This is a genomic window from Streptomyces sp. NPDC036984 (assembly GCF_055607665.1).
Genome location: NZ_JBVJRL010000002.1, coordinates 349685 through 362978 on the forward strand (window position 1 = coordinate 349685; position 13294 = coordinate 362978).

8 protein-coding genes are annotated in these 13294 nt (G+C 74.6%); 3 read left to right on the forward strand and 5 right to left on the reverse strand.

What is annotated here, in order from left to right:
- Window positions 1-4 precede the first annotated feature (4 nt).
- On the forward strand, window positions 5-6241 hold the full coding sequence (locus ACZ7DL_RS05595) for a type I polyketide synthase (protein ID WP_470771613.1): 6237 nt from the start codon (window positions 5-7) through the stop codon (window positions 6239-6241).
- Window positions 6238-7983 (forward strand): beta-ketoacyl [acyl carrier protein] synthase domain-containing protein, encoded by a 1746-nt coding sequence (locus ACZ7DL_RS05600; protein WP_470771615.1) that lies wholly within the window; start codon window positions 6238-6240, stop codon window positions 7981-7983. Before ACZ7DL_RS05595 ends, ACZ7DL_RS05600 begins: the two co-directional genes overlap by 4 nt.
- A 28-nt stretch (window positions 7984-8011) precedes the next feature.
- Here ACZ7DL_RS05600 and ACZ7DL_RS05605 read toward each other — a convergent pair whose 3' ends face one another.
- Window positions 8012-8266 (reverse strand): acyl carrier protein, encoded by a 255-nt coding sequence (locus ACZ7DL_RS05605; RefSeq protein ID WP_470771616.1) that lies wholly within the window; start codon window positions 8264-8266, stop codon window positions 8012-8014.
- A 219-nt stretch (window positions 8267-8485) separates the two neighbouring features.
- On the opposite strand from ACZ7DL_RS05605, the gene ACZ7DL_RS05610 reads away from it, so the two are divergent.
- A complete protein-coding gene (locus ACZ7DL_RS05610) occupies window positions 8486-9118 on the forward strand; it encodes a lysophospholipid acyltransferase family protein (RefSeq protein WP_470771618.1) in 633 nt (210 codons plus the stop codon).
- Between the two features lie 22 nt (window positions 9119-9140).
- On the opposite strand, the gene pdhA is transcribed toward ACZ7DL_RS05610, so the two are convergent.
- From pdhA to ACZ7DL_RS05630, 4 genes are all read right to left on the reverse strand, one after another.
- Window positions 9141-10289, reverse strand: a complete 1149-nt coding sequence (gene pdhA, locus ACZ7DL_RS05615; protein WP_470771619.1) for a pyruvate dehydrogenase (acetyl-transferring) E1 component subunit alpha — start codon at window positions 10287-10289, stop codon at window positions 9141-9143.
- Between the two features lie 288 nt (window positions 10290-10577).
- Window positions 10578-11906 carry a cation:proton antiporter domain-containing protein gene (locus ACZ7DL_RS05620; RefSeq protein WP_470771620.1) on the reverse strand — a complete coding sequence of 443 codons (1329 nt, stop codon included), beginning with the start codon at window positions 11904-11906 and terminating at the stop codon, window positions 10578-10580.
- The gene (locus tag ACZ7DL_RS05625) at window positions 11893-12576 is read right to left on the reverse strand and encodes a 4'-phosphopantetheinyl transferase family protein (RefSeq protein ID WP_470771621.1); all 684 of its coding nucleotides are present in this window, start codon (window positions 12574-12576) and stop codon (window positions 11893-11895) included. The genes ACZ7DL_RS05620 and ACZ7DL_RS05625 overlap by 14 nt, the downstream gene beginning before the upstream one ends.
- Window positions 12577-12633: 57 nt before the next feature.
- On the reverse strand, window positions 12634-13257 hold the full coding sequence (locus ACZ7DL_RS05630; protein ID WP_470771623.1) for a pyridoxamine 5'-phosphate oxidase family protein: 624 nt from the start codon (window positions 13255-13257) through the stop codon (window positions 12634-12636).
- Window positions 13258-13294 lie beyond the last annotated feature (37 nt).

Here is a 13294-nt window from a genome sequence, read left to right on the forward strand (position 1 = left end):
GGAAATGAAGCAGGATCCGGCAGAGCCGATCGCCATCGTGGGGATGGCCGGGCGTTTCCCCGAAGCCCCGGACGTGGACCGGTTCTGGCGTCTGCTGATGGACGGCGTCGACGCGATACGCCCCGTCCCGGCCGACCGCTGGAACGCCCAGGACGTCCTGGACCCGGAGAAGAAGATCCAGGACGTCGGCGGATTCCTGGAGGACGTCGACCAGTTCGACCCCGCGTTCTTCGGCATCTCGCCGCGCGAGGCCGAGGTGATGGACCCCCAGCAGCGGCTGATGCTGGAGACCACCTGGCGCACCCTGGAGGACGCGGGCATCCCGGCCTCGGCGCTGCGCGGCTCCCGCACCGGCGTCTACTTCGGCGGACTCTGGCACGACTACGAGCTGCTGCGCACCCAGCGCGGCGCGGCCCCCACCCAGCACTCCACGGCCGGCAACGCCCTGGACATGCTCTCGGCCCGCATCTCCTACTTCCTCGGCCTGACCGGCCCCAGCCTCACCCTGGAGACCGGCTGCTCCTCCTCGCTGGTCGCGCTGCACCTGGCCTGCCAGGCGATCCGGTCCGGTGACGTGGACGGCGCCCTGGTCGGCGCCGCCAACCTCATGCTCACCCCGGACGTGACGATCGGGCTGACCCACTTCGGCGGGCTGGGCGCGAACGGCCGGTGCAGCGCCTTCGGCGCCACCGCCGACGGGTTCGTCCGCGGCGAGGGCGTGGCCGCCGTCTACCTCAAGCGGCTCGACCAGGCCCGGCGGGACGGCGACCGGGTGCACGCCGTCATCGTCCGCACCGCCGCCAACAACGACGGCGGCGGCGAGAGCCTGGTGACGCCCAGCCCGCAGGGCCAGGAGGACCTGCTGCGCCGGGTCTACGAGGAGGGCTCCGGCATCCCGCTGGACCGCGTCGCCTACGTCGAGGCCCACGGCACCGGCACCCGGCGCGGCGACCCGACCGAGGCGGCGGCCCTCGGCAAGGTGCTCGGACAGGCCCCGGAGCGCGCCGGCCGCCCGCTCGCCGTCGGCTCCGTGAAGTCCAACATCGGCCACCTGGAGCCCGTCGCCGCGCTCGCCGGACTGTTCAAGGCGGTCCTCGCCCTGCGGCACGGCGTGATCCCGCCCGGACTGCACTCCGCCGAGCTCAACCCGGACATCCCCTTCGACGAACTCGGCCTGCACGTCGTCCGGGAACCCCTGCCGCTGCCCGAGGACGGCCCGGTCTACCTGGGCGTCAGCTCCTTCGGCTGGGGCGGCACCAACGCCCATGCCGTGATCACCGGCCCACCGCCCGCCCGGGCCGCCGGCCCGGAGCCGTCCGTGGACCCGGCGGCGCCGTTCGTCCTGCCGCTCAGCGGCCACACCCAGGCCGCGCTCGTGCAGCGGGCCCGCGAGCTGGGCGAGGTGCTCCAGCGGCCCGGCGCCGACCCGCGCCGCCTGGCCGGGGCCCTCGGCCACCAGCGTGACCACTTCCCGTTCCGGGCCGGCGCGGTGGCCACCGACGCCGGTGAGCTGGCAGCCCTGCTGGAGAAGTTCGCCGCCGACCCCGACGGCGACGTGCCCGGTGTCGTCACCGGCCGGGCCCGGGCGCACGGCCGTACCGCGTTCGTCTTCCCCGGACAGGGCTCGCAGTGGGCGGCGATGGGCCGCCGGCTGTACGCCGCCGACGCGGTCTTCGCCGCCACCCTGGACCGCTGCGCCGCGGCGCTGGCCCCGCACGTCGACTGGGATCTGACCGATGTCGTCGCCGGGGGCGCCGGAGACGCGTGGATGAAGCGCGTCGACATCGTGCAGCCGGTCCTGTGGGCCGTCTCCGTGGCGCTCGCCGCGACCTGGCGGGCCGCGGGCGTCGAACCGGACGTCGTCGTCGGCCACAGCCAGGGCGAGATCGCCGCCGCGACCGTCGCCGGGATCCTCTCCCTGGAGGACGCCGCGCTCGTCGTGGCCCTGCGCAGCGCCGTCCTGCTGCGCACCAGCGCGGGCACCGGCCGCATGCTCGCCGTCGACCTGGACGCCGAGGCGGCGCGGGCCGCGCTGGAGGGCTTCGAGGACAGCGTGGCGCTGGCCGTGCACAACGGGCCCCGCTCCTGCGTGCTGTCCGGCGACACCGACTCGGTGCTGCTGCTGAAGGAACTCCTGGAGGCCGACGGCACGTTCTGCCGCCTGGTCGACGTGGACTACGCCTCCCACAGCCCGCTCATGGCCGACCTGACCGGCGAACTCCACCGCGTCCTGGCCCCCGTCCGCCCGCACCGGGCCGAGACGCCGCTGATGTCGACGGTGCGCACCCAGCTGCTGCGCGGACCGGAGATGGACGCCGCGTACTGGGTGGAGAACCTGTGCCGGCCGGTGCTGTTCGCCGACGCCATCGGCACGCTGCTCGACCAGGGCGTCACCCACGTCGTGGAGATCAGCGCCCACCCGGTGCTGGTGCCGGCGCTGGAGCAGCTCGTCGCCGCGCGCCCCGAACCGCCCGCCGTCCAGGGCACCCTGCACCGCGACCGGGGCGCCCCCGCCGACCTCGCCGAGTCGTTCGCCCGGGCCTACGTGTCGGGGCTCGCCCCCTTCGGTCAGCCGCCCCGGGACCGGGAGGCGGACGTACCGCCGTATCCGTGGCAGCGGCAGCGGCACTGGGTGGACTCCGCCCGCCGCCCCACGGGCCGCACGGCGGCCTTCGCCTTCCCGCTCGCGCCGGCGCCGGCCGAGGCCGACACCTGGCACGGCACGCTCGACCTGGACACCGTCGCCCACCCCTGGCTCACCGACCACCGGGTGCACGACGCCGTCGTCGTGCCCGCCGCGGCCGCCATCGAACTCTGCCTGGGCACCGCCGCCGGACGCACCGGCGGCCTGCCGGCCGCGCTGCGCGGTCTCGCCCTGGAGCGGGACATGACGCTCGCCGACGACGCGCTGCGCCTCGGCGCCGTCTGGCGCGAGGACGCCGCCGACGGCGCCGGCCTCGACCTGCTGTCGCTGCCGTCCGGCGCCGACACCTGGACCCGGCACAGCGCGGTCCGCGTCTCGTACGCGCACGAGGCCCCGGCCGCCGCCGGGTTCCCGGAGCCCTTGCTGGACGCCGCCGCCTCGGACCCGGACGCCTTCTACGCCGCCTGCGCCGGCCGGAACCTGCACTACGGGCCCGCGTTCCAGACCGTGCGGGAGCTGTACACCACCGGCGACGAGGTCCTCGGTCTGCTCCGGCTCGACGAGCGCAGCCGGCCCGGCGCCCGTCGCTACACGCTCCACCCGGCGCTGTGGGACGGCGCGCTTCAGCTGACGCTCCCGCTGTGCGGCGACACCGGCACGGTCGTCCCGGTCGCCGTCGACCGGGTGGACCTGCTGCCCGGCCTGCCGGAGGCGGTCACCGAGCTGTGGGCGCACGCCCGCCGCCGCCCCGACGGCCGCTACGACCTGTGGCTGTACGACATCGAGCGGCGCCCGCTGGTCCGGGTGACCGGGCTGCGGCTGCGCCCGCTGGTCCTGGACGGCGAAGCCGACCCCGCCCTGGAGCGGGTGCACCGGTTCAGCTTCCACGAGACCGGGCCGGTCGAGCCGGCCGGCACCCCGGGACAGTGGCTGGTGTGCGGGACCGAGCCCGCCGCCGCCCTGGTCACCGAACTCGCCGAGGCGCTGGGCGCCGACGCGGTCACCCTGCCGGCCGCGGACGCCGCCGAGCGCCGGGCCTGGGCCGAGGTGCTGCGCCGGGCCAAAGCCGTCACCGACGTGGTGTTCGCCGTCCCCGAGGCCGCCGCGGGCGAGCCCGCGCAGCGGGCCGGGCTGACGGCGCTGTCCGCGCTGGTCGGCGCGAGCCTGGACCGGCCGGCGGCACCGCGCCTGACCGTGCTGACCACCCGGGCCCAGGCGGCGGACACCGACGAGCCGTCCGACCCCGGCGCCGCCCTGTACTGGGGCTTCACCCGGGTCCTGCGCAGCGAGCACCCCGGCCTCGCCGCCACCCTCGTCGACCGGACGGAGGAGGACGGCTGGGCGTCGTCCGTGGCCGGCGAACTGCGCCTGGAACGCCGCGAGGACCAGGTCCTGCTGCGCGGCGGCCGACGGCTCGCGGGCCGGCTGGAGCGCGTCGCGGCCCCGGCCGCCGAGGCCGGCGGCCCGGTGGCGTACACGGCCGGCCAGCCGTTCCGGCTCCACCCCGGCCCCCGGCCGGGCCAGTGGGATTCGCTGCGCTTCCTGCCGCTCGTGCGCCGCACGCCCGGCCTCGGCGAGATCGAGATCGAGGTGGACGCCGCCTCCCTCAACTTCATCGACGTGATGAAGGCGATGGGCACCTACCCCGACGACTCCGGCGGCAAGGAGCTGCTGGGCGGGGACTGCGCCGGCCGGGTCGTCGCCGTCGGCCCGGACACCGACGGCTTCCGCGTCGGCGACCGGGTCGTGGCGTGCAAGTTCGGCGCGATGGTCTCGCACCTGACCGTCAGCGCGGCGCACGCCCGGCACATCCCCGACGGGATGGCCGAGCCGGACGCGGCCGCCCTGCCGCTGGTCGCCGCCACCGCCTGGTACGCACTGCACGACCTGGCCCGGGTGGAGCGCGGCGAACACGTCCTGATCCACTCGGCGGCCGGCGGCCTCGGCCTCGCCGCCGTCCAGGTCGCCCGGCTGCTCGGCGCCGAGGTCATCGCCACCGCGGGCAGCCCCGAGAAGCGCGCCCACCTGCGCGACCTCGGTGTGCAGCATGTCTTCGACTCCCGCGACCTGGCCTGGGCCGACGCCGTACTGGAGGTCACCGGTGGCCGGGGCGTCGACGTCGTCCTCAACTCCCTGACCGGCGCCGCCCTGACCCGCGGCCTCGACGTCCTCGCCGAGGACGGCCGGTTCGTGGAGGTCGGCAAGAAGGACATCCACAGCGGCCGCCGGCTGGAGCTGGGCACCTTCCGCAAGGGCATCGGCTTCGCAGCCGTCGACCTGGAGGGACTGGTCATGCGCCGCCCGGAGCGGTTCGCGCGGATCTTCCACGCCGTGTGGGACGAGGTCGCCGCGGGCCGCATCCGGCCGCTGCCCGTCACGTCGTACGGCTTCGACCGGGCGGCCGAGGCGCTGCGCGCCATGTCGCACGGCGACCACATCGGCAAGTTCGTGCTGCACGAGCCGCACCGGGTGCGCCGCGTGGTCGCGGACCCACTGCCGGACGGCCGGTTCCGCGCCGACGGCGGCTACCTGATCACCGGCGGCCTGGGCGACCTCGGTCTCTCGCTCGCCGAGCACCTGGCCGGGCGCGGGGCCACCGCCCTCGCCCTGCTGGGCCGTTCGGAGCCGGGCCCGGACGCCGCCGCGCGCATCGAGGCGCTGCGCGCGGCCGGAACCACGGTGTGCGTGCAGCGGGCGGACGTGTCCGACGCGGCCGCGCTGGAGCGCGCCCTGGACCGGGTGCGCGCCGAACTCCCGCCGCTGCGCGGGGTGTTCCACGCGGCCGGGCTCCTCGACGACGGTGTGGTGGAGAACCTGACGGCCGCACAGGTCGAACGGGTGCTGGCGCCCAAGGCGGACGGCGCCCGGCACCTGGACCGGCTGACGGCGGACGATCCGCTGGACCTGTTCGTGCTGTTCTCCTCGGCCGCCGGCCTGGTCGGCAACGTCGGCCAGGCGGCCTACGCGGCGGCCAACACCTACCTCGACGCCCTCGCGGCCGCCCGCCGGCACGCGGGCCGCCCGGCGCTGAGCGTGCAGTGGGGCACCTTCGACGCGATCGGCCTGGCCGCCCGCAGCGAGGCCCGGGGCGCGCGCCTCGCGGACCGCGGCATGGCCGCCTTCTCCGCGGCGGACGCCTGGCAGGCCCTGGAGGGCTTCCTGCGGGACGGGGAGACGGTCGTGGGCCATCTGTCGCTCGACGCCCGGCGGTGGGTCGAGACCTACCCGGCGGTGGCGGGCCTGCCCAGCTGGAGCGGGCTGCTGACGACCGGCCGGCACACCGGTGTCACCGGCGGCGGCTTCCGGGAACGGTTCGCCGCCTGCCCGCCCGACAACCGCGCCGAACTCGTCGAACAGCGGGTACGGGAACTGGCCGGCCGGGTGCTGCGCATCGCGGCGGACTCCATGGACCGGGAGACCCCCTTCAAGTCCCTGGGCCTGGACTCGCTGATGAGCCTGGAACTGCGCAACCGCCTCGAGGCCGAGTTCGGGCTGAGGCTGTCGCCGACGCTGCTGTGGACGTACGCCAGCCTGCGGCCCCTGGCCCAGGTGCTCACGGAGCGGCTCGCACAAGCCGCGGAAGGAGAAGAGCGATGACCGTGCCGGACACCGCCGCCGCGGCCGGGGACACCGGACGCCGGGCGACGCCGATCAGCCGGGCCATGGAGACCATCCGCGGGCTGCGCGAGGAACTGGCCGCGCTGCGCGGCGGGCGGACCGTGGCGGTGGTCGGGGCGGGCCTGCGCGCCCCGGGCGGCGTCGCTGACCTGGACGGCTACTGGCGGCTGCTGGCCGACGGGACGGACGCGGTACGGCCCATCCCCGAGCAGCGCCGGCACCCCTTCGGCGCGGCCTGGGACGAGGTGCCGCACCGGGGCGGGTTCCTGGACGAGGTGCTGGAGTTCGACGCCCCGTTCTTCGGCATCGCACCGCGCGAGGCCCGCTCCCTCGACCCGCAGCACCGGCTGCTGCTGGAGGTGGCCTGGGAGGCGCTGGAGGACGCGGGCATCCCCGCGGCCCGCGCGGCGGAGCAGACCTGCGGGCTGTACGTGGGCGTCACCGGGCAGGACTACCGCGAGTGGATGCCCGGCGAGCCCGACGCGTACTGGGCCACCGGCAACGGCCACTGCTTCGCGGCCGGCCGGCTCGCGCACACCCTCGGACTGACCGGGCCGGTGGCCGCGCTCGACACGTCGTGCTCGTCGTCGCTGCTGGCGGTGCACATGGCCCGGCAGGCGCTGGCCGCGGGGGAGTGCGACATCGCGCTGGCCGGCGGTGTCAACCTGATGCTGTCCCCGCGGGGCACCGAGTTCGTGGCCCGCACCGGGGCGCTCTCCCCGGACGGGGTGTGCCGCCCCTTCGACGCGGCGGCCAACGGGTTCACCCGCGCCGAGGGCTGCGGTGTCGTCGTCCTGAAGCGGCTGGCCGACGCGGTGCGCGACGGCGACCGGGTGCTCGCGGTGATCCACGGATCGGCCGTCAACCACGATGGTGCCGCCTCCGGGTTCACCGCCCCCAACGTGCTGGCGCAGACCCGGCTGATCGAGCGGGCGCTCGCCGACGCCGCGCTGTCCCCGGGGGACATCGGGTACGTGGAGGCACACGGCACCGGCACCTCGCTCGGCGACCCCATCGAGGTGGAGGCGCTCGCCGAGGCGCTGGGCCGGCCGGCGGGCGCGGCCCCCGTGCTGCTCGGCTCGGCCAAGGCCAACCTCGGCCACGCCGAGTCGGCCGCCGGTGTGCTCGGCCTGCTCAAGGCGGTGCTGAGCCTCAGGCACCGGGCCGTACCGCCCGTGGCGCACTTCACCACGCTCAATCCGCGGATCGACTTCGGCGGCACCGGTTTCCGGATCCCGGAGAAGCTGGAGCCCTGGCCGGCCGGGGCGGGCGCGTACGCCGGGGTGAGCTCGTTCGGGATGAGCGGCACCAACACCCATGTGATCCTGGGCCCCGCCGACGCCGCTGCCGTCCCGGAGGCGGTCACGGTCGCCGGGTTCGAGGTGTCCGCCCGGACGCCGGCCGCGCTGCGCGCCTACGCGGCCCTGCTCGCGGACCGGCTGGCCACGGTCGGGGACGAGGACTACCCGGCCTTCGCCTACACCCTCACCCACGCGCGGGCGGCGCTGGCCACCCGGGTGCGGGTCGCGGCCGCCGACCGGGCCGAGGCGCGGGCGGCGCTGCTGGCCCTCGCCGAGGACCGGGACTGTCCGGAGGTCACCGCCGTGGACGCGGCGGCGCCGCCCGGCTTCCCCGAACTGCCGCGCCGCGTCCTCGCGTTGCCCGCGTATCCGTGGGAGCGCCGCCGCTGCGCGCCGGCGCCGCCCGACGCACGCCCGTGACGGACGGCGGCGGTGCGCACCGCCGGGCTCAGGCCGCCGCGGCCCGGGCGCGGATCAGGTCGCACACCTCCGCCACCGTGCTGGAGCGCGGGATGTCCTCGAAGGGGATGTCCACGGCGAACCGCCGCTTGACCGAGGCGACGAGCTCGACGACGGCCAGTGAGTCGATGTCGAGCTCGTCCAGCGAGACGTCGTCCGAAACGGCCTCCGGCTCGGCGCCGATATCGACGAGTTCCTGCTCTATGAAGGCACGTACGGAATCAGGGGTCACGACCTCGGACACGGCTTTCCTCGTCTCTCACGTCGGGTAAGAAAGAACTGCCAGAGAATGAGCGGAGTTTAGCCGGAAAACTGGAGAAAGCGTCGAGGTCCCGGCCCCGAAAGCGGTCGCTAAGTATTCCTTAAGCGGGCCGGGTTAAAATCGGAAACCGCTGAATGGCCCTGACGCAGACAGGACATGTGCATGTTTCGGATGCTGGTGAGGCGTGTCCTCCTGGTCCCCTTGAAACTCATCCTCCGCCCCCGGGTGACGGGCCTGCGCAACATACCGCGGAGTGGGCCGTTCATCGTGGCGGCCAATCACCTCTCCTTCTTCGACTCCATCTTCATCGCGCTGCTGGTGCCGCGCCCTCTGTATTTCATCGGCAAGCAGGGCTGGCTGGAGTCGCCCGGCCTCAAGGGACGGCTCCAGCGGCTGTTCTTCCGCAGCGTCGGCATGATCTCGGTGGACAAGACCAGCGGCACCGGCACCATGGCCGGGCTGGAGCTGTCCCTGAAGCTGCTGGCGGAGGGCAAGGGGGTCGGTGTGCACATCGAGGGCACCCGCTCGCCGGACGGCCGCCTCTACAAGGGCACCACCGGCACGGCATGGCTGGCGATGCGCAGTGGGGTGCCGGTGATCCCGTGCGGCCTGACCGGCACGGAGCGGGTGCACCCGGTCGGCGCCAAGCGGCTCTACGTCGCCTCGTTCGACGCCCGCTTCGGCGCCCCGCTCTCGTTCCCGGACCGGCGCGGCCAGGAGGACGACCGCCGCGCCCGCCGCGCCGTGACCCGGGAGATCACGGACGCGATCGCGGCCCAGTCCGGTCAGGAGTACGTCGACACGTACGCGGACACGGTCAAGAGCCGGATGTGACGGGCGCCGGCGGCCGGGGGACTCAGTTCTCCGCCGCCAGGGACTCCTGGAAGGCCAGGAACTCGGCCCGCTCCTCCGCCACCACGGCGTGCTCCTCGGCGTAGACGTGGTCGAAGAGATCCGTCGGGGCCGGGTCCGGCATGGAGCGGACGCCCTCGCGGACGCGGCGGGCGAGCTTCTCACCCTCCTCGGCGACCTCGTCGAAGAACGACGCGTCGGCCTGACCCGACTCGACCAGGTACAGCCGCAGCCGCTCGATCGGGTCCCGGCGCTCCCACTCGGCCCGTTCGGCGTCGGTGCGGTAGCGCGTCGGGTCGTCGGACGTGGCGTGCGGGGCCATGCGGTAGGTGAAGGCCTCGATCAGCATGGGGCCCTCGCCGCCGCGCGCCCGGTCGAGCGCGTGCCGGGTCACCGCCAGACAGGCCAGCACGTCGTTGCCGTCCACCCGCACCCCGGGGAAGCCCCAGCCGGCCGAGCGGCGGTAGATCGGGTGCCTGGTCTGCACCGAGGTGGGCGTGGAGATCGCCCACTGGTTGTTCTGGCAGAAGAACACCACCGGCGCGTTGTTGACCGTGGCGAAGGTGAACGCCTCCGCGACGTCGCCCTGGCTGGAGGCGCCGTCGCCGAAGTAGGAGAGCACCGCCATGTCGGCGCCGTCCCGCAGCACGCCCATCGCGTAGCCGACCGCGTGCAGCAGCGGCGGGCCGATCACCAGCGTGTACAGGTGGAAGTTGTTCTCGTTCGGGTCCCAGCCGCCGTTGTTCACCCCGCGGTACAGGCCCATCAGCCGCAGCGGGTCGACCCCGCGCGTCCAGGCCGTGCCGTGTTCCCGGTAGCAGGGAAAGACGTAGTCCTCGGGCCGGGTCGCCCGGCCCGAGCCGATCTGTGCCGCCTCCTGGCCGAGGCACGAGGCCCACAGACCCAGTTCGCCCTGGCGCTGTAGCGCCGTGGCCTCCGCGTCGAAGCGCCTTGTGAGCGCCATGTCGCGGTACAGGCCGCGCAGTTCCTCGGCCGTTATGTCCAGTGGGTAGTCGGGGTGCGAGACGCGCTCACCCTCGGGGGTGAGCAGCTGGATCATCGGTGTGTGGTCTGGGATCTCCGCCACTGATTCGTCTCCCCTGGTGATGGGTCGGGCGGCCGGCCGGCCGCCCCCTGATCGATCCTGCCGCATCGCCCGCCGTCACGGCAGGGCGGGACGGCCGGAAGCCGTCGCCGCGACAAGGGACGGCACGCCGTCCACGGCGTGCCGGCGGACGACGGGTGAAACCTCCGCCCGCGACCACGGGAACGCCCCCTGCCACAGTGTGGACAGCATGCACGCCGGCTGCCGCCGCCCTGCGCCCGGGGGGAGTTCACCGCCGTCGTGTCGTTCCCGCAGCACCCCGGCGGTACGGCCGCGGGGCCGGCGGGAGCCGGCGGGTGCTGTCCGGGAGTCTGCCGCGGGCCGGTGCCGCGGGTGTCACGGCAGCCGGCGGCCCTGCGCGGTGCTCTCCGCGGGTTCGCCGTCCGCCTCGGTGCTTTCGGCGGACTTCCCGCCGGCCTCGGGCGCGGCGCTCTCCCCGTCGTGCCCGTCCCCGCGGAACCACTCCAGGGCCGGCGTGGTGGCGGCCGTGGTGACCAGGGCCACGACGACGAGCATCGAGAACACCTCGATGCTGATCACCTTCAGCTGGAGCCCGACGTTGAGGACGACCAGCTCGGTCAGACCCCGGCAGTTCATCAGCGCGCCGATGGACATCGCGTTGCGCCAGGACTGTCCGGCGAGCCGTGCGGCACCGGTGCTGCCGCCCCACTTGCCGAGCATCGCCACGGCGAGCAGCAGCGCGGTCCAGCCCCACAGTTCCGCGTTCCCGGCGAGCCGGGTGAGGTCGGTGTTCATGCCGGTGCCGACGAAGAACAGCGGCAGCAGCACGGGCACCGCGAAGGTCTGCATACGGCCGGCGGCCCGCTCGATCGGCACGGAGCCGCGCGGGGTGATGGCGCCGAACAGGAACGCGCCGAACACGGCGTGCACGCCGATGCGGTCGGTCGCCAGCGCGGACAGCAGCACGCCGCTGAACACCAGCACCAGCACCATGGACTCCGAGATCCGGCCGGCCCGGGCGGCCAGCCGCGTCAGCACCGGCCGGACGACGTAGGCCATCGCCAGGGCGAAGCCCACGGCCTCGGCCACCGTCGTCAGCGCCTGGTCCGGGGAGCTGCTGGTGCTGACGGCGGCCACCACCGCGAGCAGGCACCACGCGCACACGTCGTTGACCGCCGCGGAGGCCATCGCGACCGTCCCGAGCGGAGTCGTGTACATGCCGCGGTCGATCAGGATGCGGGCCAGCACCGGGAACGCCGTGATGCTCATGGCGATCGCGATGAACAGCAGGAAGGCGAGCCGGTCCTGGTGTGCGTCGGCGAGCCGTTCGTACATGGCGAGTGCGGTCAGCGAGCCGAGGACGAAGGGCACGACCAGGCTGGACACGCTCACCGCGACGGCCACGCCCCGGGCCCGGCGCAGCGTGCCGAGGTCGAGCTCCAGGCCGATCAGGAACATGAAGGCCAGCAGGCCCAGATTGCCCAGGACCGACAGGTACGGCATCGCCGAGGCGGGGAACAGCCAGTGCTGGGCGTCCGGCGCGAGCCAGCCGAGCAGCGACGGCCCGAGCGCGATACCGGCCGCGATCTCACCGACGACGGGCGGCTGTCCCACCCGGCGCGCCAGCCGCGCGCCCGCGCCACAGGCGAGGATCACCGCGGGTATGGCCAGCAGCACGTCGGGCAACGGATCAGGTGCGGACATCGTCAACTCCAGGGGATGTGTGGGGAATCGGCGAGATCGGGCAGGGTGCCGCGACGGCCACGGCCGCGGAGGCCACCTCGGGGAGGGACCGCCAGGACACCTCGCCCCAGCGTCCGCGCCCGGCGTCGGGCGCTACGGCGATACGCCAGGGCTCGGCGAAGATGCCCTGGCCGAGTGATTTCACGCAGGCTTCCTGGACCGCCCAGACACGCGCGAAGGCGGCGGCGCGCGAAGGGCCGGGCAGGCTCAGCACCTGCTCGGCCCAGTCACCGCAACAGCGCCGCACGAGCCGGTCGTCGACGCTCTGCGGCGGCGCCTGGACATCGACGCCGACGGCACCGGACAGCCGTACGGCCGCGGCGGTGCACCCCTCGGTGTGCGACAGGGAGACACCGGCCCGAAGCCCCGCCAGGTACGGCCGCCCGCCCGGTTCGAGCGCGAGGGGCACCCGGGGGCCCGGCAGGTCCAGCACGGACCCGGCCAGCCGGCGCAGCAGCGACCGGCCGCGCACGAACTCCTCGGTGCGCACGGCGTCCATCGCCGCCGTCGCCGCCCGCTCGGTCTCGGACAGCTGCGCCCGGTCGTCGTCCGGGTCGCGGGCACCGGCCGGTTCCACGGCGAGCAGCACCGGCGGCTCGCCGTCGGCCACGGTGACCTCGGTCACCCGCATGACGCGCCCTCGGTCACGCGTCCGCGCCCGCGTGTGTCCCCCGCCATCCCCGCGGCCTCAGCTCTTGTGCCCGCGGCGCAGCAGGGCTGCCATCGGTCCGTACGCCTCGGCCGGCTCCGGCCGCGGGTGGTCGGGGTCGAGGGCGGGCAGACCGTCGATGCTCGCGGCGTTCACCTCGGCCACCCGGTGCTCCCAGTCGTCGACGGAATGGGTGGCCTGCACCTTGTCGAGCACCGGCCGTTCGCCCTTCAGCTCCATGTAGGGGACCGACCAGCCGCAGGAGTCGGAGATCCGGGACACGTCGATCACGATGACGGCCCGCTCCCCGGGGTGGCCGGACCCGAAACGGACGGCGTACTCGGCGTACTCCGGCGCGTCCGGGCGCAGCACCCTGCCGTGGCCGTGCAGGCGCAGGATGCGCGACCGGCGGTCGAAGGAGCAGAACATCACCACGATCCGCCCGTTCTGCCGCAGGTGGGCGATCGTCTCCGCCCCAGACCCGTGCAGATCGAGGTAGGCGACGGTGTGCTCGTCCACCACGGCGAACGTGTCTTTGTAACCCTTGGGGGAGACGTTGACCCGTCCGTCGTCGCCGGACGGTGCCGTGCCCACGAAGAACATCGGCTGGGCCTCGATGAAACGGCGCAGTTCGTCGGATATCTCCGGGAACACCTTCGACACGGGACGGGGCCTTCCAGTTGCTCGGGTGGATCTCTGC